The sequence below is a fragment of the Mycobacterium dioxanotrophicus genome (genome assembly GCF_002157835.1).
In the GTDB taxonomy this organism is placed as follows: domain Bacteria; phylum Actinomycetota; class Actinomycetes; order Mycobacteriales; family Mycobacteriaceae; genus Mycobacterium; species Mycobacterium dioxanotrophicus.
The window spans coordinates 7,402,680-7,416,699 of sequence record NZ_CP020809.1; the positions used below are offsets into that span (position 1 = coordinate 7,402,680).

Consider the following 14,020-nt stretch of genomic DNA (forward strand, 5'->3'; position numbering starts at 1 on the left):
CGCTCATCGGGAAATGCCGGCTTCATCGGCGAGTTCGCAGGCTTTCTCGACCAGCGCATCGATCCGGGCAACGGTCGGTGTGCCTGCGGCGGCCTTGTTCTGCGGTTCGTCCAGGGCCCGGCGCATGACGCCCTCGGCGATGATGGCCAGCTTCCACAGCCCGAGCACGTGCCAGTAGTGCAGCGCGGCCGGGTCACGGCCCGTTTCGGCTAGATAGAGCTGGGCCATCTCGGCGCGATCGGGAAACCCCTCCAGGGTGGACGGCGCGAAGTCCCCGCCGGTGCTCTCACCGGGCTCGGGCCAGTAGGTGAGCAGGCTGCCCATGTCGGCGAGCGGATCACCCAGCGTGGAGAGCTCCCAGTCCAGCACCGCCACCACCTCGCCGGAATCCTCGGCGGTGATCAGGTTACGCAGGTGAAAGTCACCATGCACGAGGCTGATCTCGCGCTGTTCGGGCGCCGCGGCGGCCAGACGACGCGTGAGCCGGTCCAGTTCGGGCAGGTCGCGGGTCTTGGAGAGCTCCCACTGCCCGGCCCACCGCTTGAGCTGACGCTGCGCGTACGGCTTGTGGCTGGCGAGATCCACGAGCCCGGTCCGGTTGAGATCAACGGCGTGAATCTTGGCCAGGGCGCGCGGTAGTGACAGCGCGATCCGCCGGCGCTGCTGCGGGGTCAGTGCACCGGCAACCTCCATGGTGTCGACGACGAGTCCGTCGACGAACTCCATCAACACCAGTGGCACCTCGGAAACCGTGGTCACACCGAGGATTCGGGGTGCGGGTACATCGGTGTCCGCCAATGCCGAGATGATCCTCGCCTCCCGCTCGACGTCGTGGGCGGAGGCCAGCAGATGCCCCAGGGGCGGGCGGCGCAGCACCCAGGAGTGCCCGGCGTCGTCGGTGACGCGGTAGGTGAGGTTCGACTGCCCCAGGCCGATCCGCCCAAACCGCAGCGGCGGTACGTATTCCACGCCGAGGGTGCTGAGCCACTGTTGCACGGCCGCGACGTCCACCGCCTCGCTCCCCTCAACCATGGTTGCCCTGCCGCCGGAACGGCGCGGCGTCACCGAGGCGCTGACCACCGTCGATGACGAACGTCTCCCCGGTCACCCAACTCGCCGCATCGGACACCAGAAACGCAATCGCTGCACCGACATCCTCCGGTTCACCGATGCGTCCCAGTGCCGTCATCAGATTCAACTGGCCCTCATACTCTTTCCACAGCGCTTGGGCCAGCTTGGTGCGCACCACGCCCGGGGCCACCGCGTTGACCCGCACCGTGGGCGAAAGCTCCAGCGCGAGCTGCCCGGTGAGGTGAATCAGCGCCGCCTTCGACGCGTTGTACAGACCCAGGTTCGGCTCGAATCCCATACCGCCGATCGACGCCGTATTGACCACCGCACCACCATGCTCACCCATCCACGCTCGAGTGACCAGCGAGGTCCACAGGATCGGTGCCCACAGGTTGACCTCGAAGGTCTTGACGAACCGGGCATGGTCCTGGTCGATCAGCGGACCGAAGGACGGATTGGTGCCGGCGTTGTTGACCAGGATGTCGATGCTGCCGAATCGGTCCAGGGTCAGATCGACGCACCGCTGCGCGGCCTGCTCGTCGACGGCATGAGCCGCGACGCCCACAGCATTGGCGCCCACTTCCGCCGCCGCAGCATCGGCGGAATCCTGACGCCGCGACGTCACCACGACGTTGCCACCGGCTGCCGCAATCGCCTGTGCCGCAGCCAGACCGATACCGCGAGAGGCGCCGGTGATGATCGCGGTGCGTCCAGTGAGATCGAGTCCGCTCATGCCGATGCCTCATTCCGGTACTTGCGCAGTTCCTGTTTGGCGATGGCCCGCTTGTGCACCTCGTCGGGACCGTCGGCCAGTCGCAGCGTCCGCAGATGAGCCCAGGCCATCGCCAGCGGGAAGTCGTCGGTGACCCCACCGCCACCGTGCACCTGGATGGCCCGGTCGATGATCTTCAACGCGATGTTGGGCGCGGCCACCTTGATCGCCGCGATCTCCGTGCGGGCAGCCTTGTTACCGACGGTGTCCATCAGGTAGGCCGCCTTGAGCGTGAGCAGCCGGATCATCTCGATGTCGATGCGTGCCTCGGCGATCCAGTCCTGAATGTTGGCGTTCTCACTGAGCGGCTTGCCGAACGTGACCCGCGACTGCGCGCGCCTGCACATCAATTCCAGCGCACGCTCGGCCATACCGATGGACCGCATGCAGTGGTGGATCCGGCCCGGTCCGAGACGGGCTTGGCTGATGGCGAAGCCCTCCCCTTCACCTTTGAGCACATCGGAGGCGGGCACCCGAACGTCGTTGAACACGATCTCGGCGTGCCCCTCACGGTCCTGGTAGCCGAAGACCGGCAGGTTCCGGATCACGGTGATGCCCGGCGCGTCGATGGGCACCACCATCATCGACTGCTGGCGATGCACCGCAGCGCTCGGATCGGTCTTGCCCATCACGATCAGCACCTTGCAATTGCGGTGCATCCCGTTGGAGGCAAACCACTTTCGACCGTTCAGCACATAGTCGTCCCCGTCGCGGACCATGGACATCTCGACATTGGTGGCATCCGAGCTGGCCACCTGCGGCTCGGTCATCGCGAATGCCGACCGGATGGTGCCATCGAGCAACGGCTTGAGGTAACGCTCCTTGTGCTCGTCGGTGCCGAACAACGTGAGCACTTCCATGTTGCCGGTGTCCGGCGCACTGCAGTTACACGCTTCGGAGGCGAGGTGGCTGCGGCCCATGATCTCGGCCAGCGGCGCGTACTCCAGATTGGACAGACCCGGCCCCCACTCCGGATGAGGATGAAACAGGTTCCACAACCCCCGCCGTCGCGCCTCGGCCTTGAGCTCCTCCAACACCGGCGGATGAAAGTGTGGATCACCCGCCGCCCGCATCTGCTCGTCGTAGACCGCTTCGGCGGGATAGACCTGCGAATCTATGAAGTCGAGCAACTGGGTTTGGTACTGCTGCGCGCGCTCGGACATATCGAACATAGGCATGATTACACCTCTGATTGGTTTGAACTGACCGCACTCTTGCCACCCATGTTGGGGCCGAACCGGCCGGGCACTACCCGATTGCTCGATTTCGTTGCGGGCCGGCCGACATGGCCACGAACCACCATGATCCCGTTGGTCGGCGCCGCGCCCACGCCGCCCGCAGCATCGCAGCAAACTTCCAGCTGGATCACAGCACCGGCCGGTAAAGATGTGCGCATGGATACTGCGACAGTAGACAGCCAGTACGCCGCGCTGCAGCAACAGGCTCAGCAGACTTCGGCGTTGCTGCAGGCGCTGGCGGGCAAGCTGTCGACTGCGGCTGCCGCCGGCGACGCCAACGCTCGGGAGTGGGCGCTCGACCTCAAGGAGATCGCGCTGGCGATCCGCGACGAGGAGAGCTCCACCACCCAGCTGTTGACCGCCATCCATGCGCTGGTGGACAACCACGTGCAGGCCCCGGTGTATCAGCAGCCCGAACCGCAGTACCAGCAGCCGCAGTACCCGGCCCAGCAGGCCTACCAGCCGCAGTACGCGCCGCAGTACCAACCCCAACAGGGTGGGGCACTGCAGCACTTCCTGGGCGGTCGGTTCGGTCAGGCGATCGTCAACGGAGCCGGTTTCGGCATCGGCGACGACATCGTCAACAGCATCTTCGACCGGATCTGACGGCACTCACCCCGTCAACCCGACGGCCTCCGTTCGCCTGCAGCCCAATTGGGCGGGCAGCCGCTCGAATCCGTGGAGGTTGACCAGATCTCGCCGCTTCGGGCGCTCGGTCAGCCGTAGATCGGGATAGGACTCGAACAGCGCGCGCAACGCCGTGGTGCCTTCGATGCGGGCCAGGGCGGCGCCCAGGCACGCGTGGATACCCGAGGCGAACGCGAGGTGGTCGCGGGCATTGCGTCGAGTGACGTCGAAGACCGCCGGAGCGGGGAACACCCTCGGATCGCGGTTCGCGCCACCGAGCAACACCGCGACCATGTCACCGGCCCGAATGCGTTGTCCTGCAAGGTCGATGTCGCATCGCGCGGTGCGGGCGGTCATCTGGACCGGGCTGTCGATGCGGAGGATCTCCTCTACCGCTGCGGGCCACAGATCGGGTTGGTCACGCAGTCGCTGCAGCTGATCGGGGTGCTGCAGCAGCAGGACGATGCCGTTGCCGATGAGATTCACCGTGGTCTCGAACCCGGCGCCGATGAGAAGTGCTGCGTTGGCGGTGAGTTCGCGTTCGGTGAGGGTGTTGTCGGCCGCCATGCGGCTGAACGGGTTGTCGTCGGGGACACCGGTCCGCACCCGACGGAAGTGCTCGGTGAGATAGCCGTCGATGCCGCGTAGCCCGTCGATGGCCTGGCGATAGGTCCGCCAGCGAATCCCGATGTCCAGCAACGGCGCTCCGTGGTGCCCCCACTGCAACAGCCGCGCATGGGTGTCCTCGGGCAGGCCGAGGATCTGAGCGATCATCGCGACGGGTAGCGCCGAGGCGAAGTCGGCGATCAGGTCCGGCTCCGGGCTGGCGGCGAGTCGGTCGATCAGCTCGCGCGTCACCTCGGCCACGCGGGTGTCGAGGGTGTCGATGGCCCGCGGCGTGAAGCTCTGCGCGACCAGTTGGCGGTAACGCGTGTGGTCGGGCGGATCGACGATCACCATCGCAGGCGGCTCGACCGGGTTCGCGACCCCGGGGTCGGTGCGCGCCAGCAGTGCCCGCAGGGGTGCGGGCAGCTCCATACCCGTCGGCGGCGTGACGCCGAACCGTTTGTCCCGCAGTATTTCTCGGCACACCGAGTGGTCGGCACTGGCCCATGCGAAGGGCGTGCGGATGAGCGGCCCGCGCGCCCGGATCTCCTCCATCAGCGGATATGGATCGAGGCCACGCCCATGATTGGCGATCAGCCCGGCCACGGGATTTCCCCGCACCGCCTGAAATCTCATGAACGTCCTCGGCACCGCGTGCAGTGCCACCCATCGCGCCCACAGTCCGATGTCCATCAACACCCTCCCCGAGCCGTGATCGATCCCTAGAATGAGACGGAGAGACAAATAGACGCTCATCGTCTCGCTTGTGTCGATGACTACGCTACGACGACGGGCATCCGCAGGCAAGGAGGAGTTGCGTGACAACGACGCGAACAGCCGACTTCGTGCGACGGCTCGCCCGGCCCGACCCCGCGGTGCTGACCCTGGTCCGCGAACCGGACGCGATCAGCACCCGCATCCTGGCTGCAGCGCTGGAACAGGCTGAGCTGGTGGGCATCCGGCGCACCACCATGGAAGACGTGGCACGCCGCAGCGGTGTTGGCCGCGCGACACTGTACCGACGCTTCCCCACCAAGGATGCGCTGATCGACGCCCTGGTACTCGCCGAGGCGCGCCGCTATCTCGAAGGCAGCGACAGAGCTCGTGCGCAGGCCGAGAGCTTGGAGGACCGCATGGTCTTCGACACTGTGTTCACCGTGACGTTCCTGCGTGAGCACGCTCTCCTCAAGAAGCTGTTGCGCACCGAGCCCGAGACCATCCTGCCGAGCCTGACCGTCGACGCCGGCGCCATCATCGATTTCGCCACCGAGCACTCCGCCGCCCAGCTACGCACCGACCTGTACGGGACGGCCGAGACCACCGAAGCCCAGGAACGCCACCTGCGCACCGTTGCCGAACTGCACACCCGACTCACGTTGTCCTTCATCGTCACGCCGCACTCCAGCATCAAACTCACCACGCTCGAAGACACGCGTGAGTACGTGCGGACTTATCTTTTGCCGATGGTCACTGCCGCAGAGCGTGATTGACTCGATGGCCATGACCCGGGTGCAGGGGAGGATCTGGCGAGCGGGCCAGCCGGTCGACGGTTTCACATTCGACGGGATCTCGGACTGTCTGCAAGACGAGAACACCCTGATCTGGGCTGACATCTACGATCCCGATCACGACACGCTGCGGGCTCTCGCCGAGGAACTCGGACTCAACATCTGGGCCGTCGAGGACGCCATGGCGCCGATGGAACGCACGAAAGCGTCCGTGTACCACACACATACGTTCTTCACGGTGTACGCGGTGCACCTGAGGATCCCGACCGACGACATCTCCAGCACACTGGTCAAGCACCGCATCTCGGCCTTCGTACTGCCCCGCGGGCTCATCACCGTGCGACTGCCACCGGCCGAACCGGAGCCCACCGATTTCGACGCCGACGAGGTCTCCCGGCGCTTCGACGAACTCGGCGGCCAACAGTACGGAGTCGGCGCACTCGTACACGGCCTGCTCGACGTGGTGGTGGACGGACATTTCGAGGCGGTCCAGGAACTCGACGACGCCATCGAATCACTCGAGGACGAACTGTTCGACGACGGCGGCCCGCAACGCGGGCTACAGCGACGCACCTTCCGGCTGCGCAAGGATCTGGTCCAGCTGCGCCGCGTCGTACTGCCGATGCGCGAGGTGGTCAGCACCATCCAGCATCGCCGCATGGATTCGCAGATCTCGCCCGAGCTCGACCCGCTCTACGCCGACCTCTACGACCACGTGCTGCGGGCGTCAGAGTGGACGGAATCCCTGCGCGACATGGTCACCACCGTCTTCGAGACGAACCTGTCGCTGCAGGACGCCCGGCTCAACACCGTGATGAAGAAGCTGACCGGCTGGGCCGCGATCATTGCGGTTCCGACTGCCATCACCGGTTTTTACGGCCAGAACGTCGTGTATCCGGGCATCAACACCGTCGTGGGATTCATCGCCAGTTCGACCCTGATCGTCGTTCTCGTGGTCCTGCTGTACGTGATGTTCAAGCGTCGCGACTGGCTCTGAGACTTATCTCACAGGTCCCCCTTTTGGGGGATATATATTGGGTGTCAGACCAAATTGAACGCCGCAGGTCAAAGGTAAGCCCCAAAGCCAAGGGCGTCGTCGGGCATTGGAGGACGTACGAGATAGCCGAACTCAAATGCAACACTCATCCATGCCCAATCAACAGATCGGACACAAGTAGATGATCATCGGGATTCCGCGCGAGTCTCAGCCAGGAGAAACGCGCGTCGCTGCCACACCGCAGACTGTGGGACAGATTACCAAGCTCGGCTATACCGTCGTCGTCGAATCCGGCGCAGGGGTGGCCTCGAGTTTCGCCGACAGCGCTTACGTAGCGGCGGGCGCCGAGATCGGCTCGTTCGAGCAGGTATGGGCAACAGATGTGGTGTTGAAGGTCAACGCACCCACCGATGACGAGACCGCCGCGATGAGCGACGGTGCGACCCTGGTCGCCCTGATCTCGCCTGCCTTGAAACCCGAACTCGTCGAGAAGCTCGGCACGCGGCGCATCACGGTGCTGGCCATGGACGCGGTGCCGCGCATCTCCCGGGCACAGTCCCTGGACGTGCTGTCCTCGATGGCCAACATCGCCGGCTACCGAGCAGTGATCGAAGCCGCTCACGAGTTCGGCCGGTTCTTCACCGGTCAGGTGACCGCAGCCGGCAAGGTACCCCCGGCCAAGGTGCTCGTGGTCGGCGCGGGGGTCGCCGGGCTGGCCGCCATCGGTGCCGCGGGCAGCCTCGGCGCCATCGTGCGGGCCACCGACCCGCGCCCCGAGGTCGCCGATCAGGTCGCGTCGCTGGGCGGGGAATACCTCGCGGTCGATCCGGAGGCCGCCGAAGTGTCGACCACCGGCTACGCCAAAGAGATGGGTGACGACTACAAGGCCCGCGAAGCACAGCTCTATGCCGAGCAGTGCAAGGACGTCGACATCATCATCACCACCGCGCTGATCCCCGGCAGGCCCGCGCCCCGCATCATCACTGCCGACATGGTCGCGTCGATGAAATCGGGCAGCGTGATCGTCGACATGGCCGCGGCCAACGGCGGCAACGTCGAAGGCACCGTCAAGGATCAGGCGGTCGTGACCGACAACGGTGTCACGATCATCGGCTACACCGATCTGGCGGGCCGCCTGCCAGCGCAGGCCTCCCAGCTGTATGGCACCAACCTCGTGAACCTGCTCAAGCTGCTGACGCCCGAGAAGGACGGCAAGCTCATCCTGGACTTCGACGACGTGGTGCAGCGGTCGGTGACCGTGGTGCGCGACGGTGAGGTCACCTGGCCGCCGCCACCGGTGCAGGTGTCCGCTGCGCCCGTCGCGAAGGCGGCCGCCGAAGCCCCCGCCGCCAAGCCGGAAAAGCAGCCGATGTCGACCGGACGCCGGCTCGGGGTGACGTTCACCGTCGCGGCTGCGGTCTTCGCGCTGATCGCGATCTCCCCGAGCGCACTGCAGGTGCACCTGACGGTCTTCGCGCTGGCGATCGTGATCGGCTACTACGTGATCGGCAATGTGCATCACGCGCTGCACACCCCGCTGATGTCGGTGACCAACGCGATCTCGGGAATCATCGTGGTCGGCGCGCTGCTGCAGATCGGCCAGCACAACGTCCCGGTCACCGTGCTGGCCTGCGCGGCGATCCTGCTCGCCAGCATCAACGTCTTCGGTGGCTTCGCGGTGACCCGCCGCATGCTCGCGATGTTCTCCCGCAGCTAGAACCCGCTCTCCCACAAGACATCTTTCGAATGGATCCCATGTTCACCTTAGAAAACGTTGCCTCCGCGGCGTACGTCATCGCGGCACTTCTGTTCATCCTCGCCCTGGCCGGCCTGTCCAAGCATGAGACATCAAGGGCCGGAAACACTTTCGGCATCGTCGGGATGGCCGTAGCGCTGATCGCGACCATCGCACTGGCCCTGGACCGCAAGATCGAACCCTTGGGGCTGGCCCTGCTGGTCGGCGCCATGATCGTCGGCGCGGCGATCGGGCTGTGGCGCGCCCGAGTGGTCGAGATGACGGGCATGCCCGAACTGATCGCCCTGCTGCACTCATTCGTCGGTCTGGCCGCCGTGCTGGTCGGCTGGAACGGCTACCTGCACGTCGAGAACGATCTCGCCGGCGCCGAGGCCGCACACCTCAACGCCGAGGGCATGCTCGGCATCCACTCCGCCGAGGTGTTCGTCGGCGTCTTCATCGGCGCAGTGACCTTCACCGGCTCGATCGTGGCCAACCTCAAACTGTCGGCCCGGATCAAATCCGCACCACTGATGCTGCCCGGCAAGAACTTTCTCAACGTCGGCGCGCTGGTCGCGTTCTTCGCCCTGACCGTGTGGTTCGTCATCTCCCCGCACCTGTGGCTGCTGGCCGTGGTGACCGCACTCGCGCTGCTGCTGGGCTGGCACCTGGTCGCCTCCATCGGCGGTGGCGACATGCCCGTGGTGGTGTCGATGCTCAACAGCTACTCCGGATGGGCCGCAGCAGCATCAGGCTTCCTGCTCTCCAACGACCTGCTGATCATCACCGGCGCACTCGTCGGCTCATCCGGTGCCTACCTGTCCTACATCATGTGCAAGGCCATGAACCGGTCGTTCATCTCCGTGATCGCCGGCGGCTTCGGCATCGAGGCCGGCCCGGCCGAAGACAAGGACTACGGCGAGCACCGCGAGATCAACGCCGAAGGCGCGGCCGAGCTGCTCGCCCACGCCGACTCGGTGATCATCACCCCCGGCTACGGCATGGCCGTGGCCCAGGCCCAGTACGGCGTGGCCGACCTGACCCGCAAGTTGCGCGAGCGCGGCGTCGATGTGCGCTTCGGCATCCACCCCGTCGCCGGTCGCCTGCCCGGCCACATGAACGTGCTGCTCGCCGAGGCCAAGGTGCCCTACGACATCGTGCTGGAAATGGACGAGATCAACGACGACTTCGACGGCACCTCCGTCGTCCTGGTCATCGGCGCCAACGACACCGTCAACCCGGCCGCGGCCGAGGACCCCGGCAGCCCGATCGCCGGTATGCCGGTGCTCACCGTGTGGAACGCCGACAACGTCATCGTGTTCAAACGGTCCATGGCCTCGGGCTACGCCGGCGTGCAGAACCCGCTGTTCTTCCGCGAGAACACGCAGATGCTGTTCGGCGACGCCCGCGACCGCGTCAACGACATCCTCGCCGCCCTGCCCGCCGTGGAACGCGTGTAGCCCGCCAGAAACTAGGATGTGCAAGTATGCCGGTCGACCGCTTACTGCCATCCGATGAGGCGCGCGATCTCATCGCCCTGACCTGCGATATCGCGGACAAGGTGCTCGAGGAGATCGTCGACGAACACGAGCGGGACGAGAAGTACCCGGAAGGGGTCTTCGGCCAACTGGGGCAGGCAGGTCTGCTGAGCCTGCCCCAGCCCGAGCAGTGGGGCGGCGGCGGTCAGCCCTACGAGGTGTACCTACAGGTACTCGAGGAGATCGCCGCCCGCTGGGCTGCCATCGCCGTGGCCGTCAGCGTGCACAGCCTGTCGTCGCATCCGCTGCTGGCCTACGGCACCGACGAGCAGAAGCAGCGCTGGCTGCCCGGCATGCTCTCGGGCACCCAGATCGGCGCCTATAGCCTGTCGGAGCCCCAGGCGGGATCGGACGCCGCGGCGCTGCGCTGCTCGGCCACGCGGTCCGGCGACGGCTACGTGCTCAACGGGTCCAAGGCATGGATCACCCACGGCGGCAAGGCGGACTTCTACACCTTGTTCGCACGGACCGGCGAGGGGTCTCGCGGAGTGTCGTGCTTCCTGGTGCCCGGCGATCTCGACGGTCTGACCTTCGGCAAGCCCGAGGAGAAGATGGGGCTACACGCGGTCCCCACCACATCGGCGTTCTACGACAACGCACTGCTCGACGCCGACCGACTCATCGGCTCCGAGGGTCAGGGCCTGTCGATCGCGTTCTCGGCTCTGGACTCGGGCCGGCTCGGTATCGCGGCGGTGGCCGTCGGCATCGCACAGGCGGCGCTGAACGAGGCTGTGCGCTACGCCAACGAGCGCACCACGTTCGGGCGCAAGATCATCGATCATCAGGGCCTGGGCTTTCTGCTGGCCGACATGGCCGCCGCGGTGGTCAGCGCCCGGGCCACCTACCTGGACGCCGCGCGCCGCCGCGATGCCGGTCTGCCGTATTCGACGCAGGCCAGCGTGGCCAAGCTCGTTGCCACCGATGCTGCGATGAAAGTCACCACCGATGCCGTGCAGGTGTTCGGTGGCGCCGGCTACACCCGCGACTACCGCGTGGAGCGGTTCATGCGGGAAGCCAAGATCACGCAGATCTTCGAAGGCACCAACCAGATCCAACGAATGGTGATCGCGCGGGCTTTGGGGTCCTGACAGGCCGCATAATGGCAGGTAACCGCATAATGACTGGCGACTATGACACAACCCGCACACGCGTACCCTCCGGCTCGGCACCGGATGGGCGGCCGAGTCCCGCGCCGCGGTCTTCGCGTTGCCCGCAGGTTGGCCGTGGGCCTGGCCGCGACGGCCGTGCTGGCAGGCACCGGCATGGGCTGGGTGGGCTATCACGGAGCGCTCAACGGCATCACCACGTCCAACGCGCTGGCGGGCGGTCCCGCGTCGTCGGGTAACACCCAGAACATCCTCATCATGGGGCTGGACAGCCGGCTCGACCAGCATGGCAATCCGCTGCCGCAGGACATCTACGATGCACTGCACGCCGGCGACGAGACGGTGGGCGGCTACAACTCCAACGTGCTGATCGTCGTCCATCTCCCCGGTGACGGCAGCCCGGCCACCGCGTTCTCCATCCCCCGCGACGACTACGTCCAGCTGGCCGGGTGTCCCAGCGGCACGTGCAAGGGCAAGGTGAAGCAGGCCTACGGGCTGGCCTACCAGCACGCGATGGACAACATGGAGTCGGACTCCGACAACGCGGCCATCCACGAGCAGCAGGCCCGCGAGGCCGGGCGCAAGGCCGAGATCGCCACGGTGCGCAATCTGCTGGGCATCCCGATCGACCACTTCGTCGAGGTCACCCTCGGCGCGTTCTTCCAGATCGCCAAGGCCGTCGAACCGATCACCGTGTGTCTCAACGCCGACACCGAAGATCCCTATTCGGGGGCCAACTTCCACAAGGGTGTGCAGGAAATCGACGCCGCACAGGCGATGGCGTTCGTCCGGCAGCGCCGCGACGTCAACGACGAGAACTTCACCGACCTGGACCGCACCCGCCGTCAGCAGGCCTTCATCGCCGCCCTGGTGTCGGCACTGAGCCACGGCGGCGGGCTCAACAACGCCAGCACACTGCGCAACCTGCTCAACGTCGCGAAGCAGAACGTCGCGCTGGACTCAGGTTTCGACCTCGCCGAATTCGCCAAGCGCGCATCGGCTCTCACCGATCATCCGCCGTCGCTGTACACCTTGCCGATCAAGGAGTTCGGGCAGGACTCCCTCGGCGAGGACGTCAACATCATCGACGTCCCCACCGTCCGCAAGATCGTGCACGACCTGGTCTCCGGCCCCGACTCCGCCTCGGCACCCACGAGCACACCGGCGAAGGAGTCGAAGCTCAACGGTCACGGCGCAGTACTCAACGTGATCAACGCGTCGTCCTTCAACGGACTGGCCACGCATCTCGAATCTACTTTCGCGGCAAAGGGATTCACCGAAGGTCAGGTCGGTGACGCATCGTCATTGTCGGCCACCACCACCGTCGAATACGGGCAGGGCGCCGACACTGCGGGCCACGCGCTTGCCGATGAACTCGGGCTGACGGCAGAGCCGTCCACCGGTGTTGCGCCCGGTGCCGTGCAACTGACCATCGGCACCGACTTTCCCGCCGACGACTACCTCGACCGCAATACCGACGCGCTATCGAGCAGCGAGACGACGTCATCGGCAGCGTCCGGGTCGACGACCACCTCGTCCACCACTGTCAGCGCGCCGGTGACCACCGTGGCCGCCACGGCGACCGGTAGCTACTCACCGGCGCCCACCGACCTGACCCAGATGAAGGTTTCCGGCATTCCGTGCGTGAAATAGGGTGCTAGAGCGTCACCGTCACCCGCGTACCGCTGCCCGGCCAGGTGTCGATGTCCATGGTTCCGTCGTTGGCTTCGACACGAACCTGCAAGGACGCCAAGCCGATATGCCCACTTGCCACCGATGTCGTGACCCTCGCCGGATCGAATCCCGCGCCGTCGTCGGCCACTACCAACACAATTCGGTCCCCCTTGCGATGAAGTCCTACGCTCACCTCGGTGGCGCGGGCATGCTTGTTCACGTTCGCCAGCAGCTCGCGGGCCGCGCGGTACAGCAGGGCCTGTGACTCCGGCTGCCCGACATCCTCGATGTCGGCAGTCACCACCACATCGCGATTCTCGTACTGCCGCAACAGTTCCCGCACGGCCGCGGCAAGGCCGAGCTGCGCCAGCACCTGCGGGTGCAACTCCGTGACCGTCGAACGCAACCCGGCGGCGGTCTCCTGCAGCGCCGCGCGCACCCGGTCCAGAGCGGGATCCGGTATCCGCTCGCGAATCTCGTCGAGATCCAGCCGGGCCGCCAACAACGTCTGCAGCGGCCCGTCGTGCAGGTGCTCGGCGAGTTCGGCATTGCGGATGTCATCGGCGCGGGCGGATTCCGACACCAAGCGGCGCCGCACCTCCAGCAGCCACCGCACCCGCGCCGACCGGCGCACCAGCACCAGCGACAACGCGGTCGTCGCCACGGCGAGCCAGACCAGGAAGCCGACGTGCATGTAGACGACGTTGGGCAGCCCGACGTTGTCGTCCCGCTTGGAGTAGAAGATCCACACCACCAGGTAACCCACGGCGGTCGCGGCACCCAGCAGTGCGGTGAGCACCGGGCGGTCCTGGAAGGCGATGGAAATCGGCAGCAGGAAGAACACGGGCAGCAGCGCCGCCGTCGCACCACCGGAGACCGCGCACAGCGCCACCAACACCAGCACGTCGACCGCCGTCGAGGCCCATTCCACCCACCGGGGCATCGGCCCGCGCAGCACCACCACCAGCCAGACGACGGCCGCGACGGCGTACACGCCGATGATCACGGCGTAGACCTCGGGCAGCCAGTGGTCCACCTCCCACACCGAGACCAGCACGAGGATCAGCACGATGAGCGGCACCCGCAGCACGGCTGACACCCGGACGGGTTGGGAGGCAAAGAAGTCGACGGTCCGCTGGAACGCCATG

At 66.2% G+C, this 14,020-nt stretch carries 12 protein-coding genes; 7 read left to right on the plus strand and 5 right to left on the minus strand.

Translation table 11 applies throughout. From position 1 onward, the window contains the following. Window positions 1–3: 3 nt before the first annotated feature. The 3 genes from BTO20_RS35735 to BTO20_RS35745 are packed head-to-tail and all read right to left on the minus strand — an operon-like array spanning window position 4 to window position 3,021. Entirely contained in the window at window positions 4–1,032 is a 1,029-nt protein-coding gene (locus BTO20_RS35735; protein WP_087083174.1) for a phosphotransferase family protein, read from the minus strand. Further along, window positions 1,025–1,804, minus strand: a complete 780-nt coding sequence (locus tag BTO20_RS35740; protein ID WP_087081120.1) for an SDR family oxidoreductase — start codon at window positions 1,802–1,804, stop codon at window positions 1,025–1,027. Before BTO20_RS35740 ends, BTO20_RS35735 begins: the two co-directional genes overlap by 8 nt. Beyond that, window positions 1,801–3,021, minus strand: coding sequence for an acyl-CoA dehydrogenase family protein (locus BTO20_RS35745; RefSeq protein WP_087081122.1), 1,221 nt, complete (start codon window positions 3,019–3,021; stop codon window positions 1,801–1,803). The genes BTO20_RS35740 and BTO20_RS35745 overlap by 4 nt, the downstream gene beginning before the upstream one ends. Window positions 3,022–3,237: 216 nt before the next feature. Here BTO20_RS35745 and BTO20_RS35750 point away from each other — a divergent pair, with 216 nt between their 5' ends. Next, entirely contained in the window at window positions 3,238–3,687 is a 450-nt protein-coding gene (locus BTO20_RS35750; RefSeq protein WP_087083176.1) for a hypothetical protein, read from the plus strand. A gap of 6 nt (window positions 3,688–3,693) precedes the next feature. Here BTO20_RS35750 and BTO20_RS35755 read toward each other — a convergent pair whose 3' ends face one another. Continuing rightward, a complete protein-coding gene (locus BTO20_RS35755) occupies window positions 3,694–5,007 on the minus strand; it encodes a cytochrome P450 (RefSeq protein ID WP_087081124.1) in 1,314 nt (437 codons plus the stop codon). Window positions 5,008–5,132: 125 nt separating this feature from the next. On the opposite strand from BTO20_RS35755, the gene BTO20_RS35760 reads away from it, so the two are divergent. The 6 genes from BTO20_RS35760 (at window position 5,133) to BTO20_RS35785 (ending at window position 12,851) form a co-directional block, all read left to right on the plus strand. Then, window positions 5,133–5,804 (plus strand): TetR/AcrR family transcriptional regulator, encoded by a 672-nt coding sequence (locus BTO20_RS35760; protein WP_087081126.1) that lies wholly within the window; start codon window positions 5,133–5,135, stop codon window positions 5,802–5,804. Between the two features lie 10 nt (window positions 5,805–5,814). Continuing rightward, entirely contained in the window at window positions 5,815–6,819 is a 1,005-nt protein-coding gene (locus BTO20_RS35765; protein WP_087083178.1) for a magnesium transporter CorA family protein, read from the plus strand. Between the two features lie 181 nt (window positions 6,820–7,000). Further along, complete coding sequence (locus tag BTO20_RS35770) at window positions 7,001–8,536, plus strand: Re/Si-specific NAD(P)(+) transhydrogenase subunit alpha (protein WP_087081128.1); 1,536 nt, start codon at window positions 7,001–7,003, stop codon at window positions 8,534–8,536. A 38-nt stretch (window positions 8,537–8,574) separates the two neighbouring features. Further along, window positions 8,575–10,014, plus strand: coding sequence for a Re/Si-specific NAD(P)(+) transhydrogenase subunit beta (pntB, locus tag BTO20_RS35775; protein ID WP_087081130.1), 1,440 nt, complete (start codon window positions 8,575–8,577; stop codon window positions 10,012–10,014). 26 nt (window positions 10,015–10,040) lie between these two features. Continuing rightward, window positions 10,041–11,180, plus strand: coding sequence for an acyl-CoA dehydrogenase family protein (locus BTO20_RS35780; RefSeq protein ID WP_087081132.1), 1,140 nt, complete (start codon window positions 10,041–10,043; stop codon window positions 11,178–11,180). Between the two features lie 84 nt (window positions 11,181–11,264). Next, a complete protein-coding gene (locus tag BTO20_RS35785) occupies window positions 11,265–12,851 on the plus strand; it encodes an LCP family protein (RefSeq protein WP_198344613.1) in 1,587 nt (528 codons plus the stop codon). 4 nt (window positions 12,852–12,855) lie between these two features. Here the strand turns inward: BTO20_RS35785 and BTO20_RS35790 are convergent, their stop codons facing one another. Further along, window positions 12,856–14,019, minus strand: coding sequence for a sensor histidine kinase (locus BTO20_RS35790; protein ID WP_087081135.1), 1,164 nt, complete (start codon window positions 14,017–14,019; stop codon window positions 12,856–12,858). Window position 14,020 lies beyond the last annotated feature (1 nt).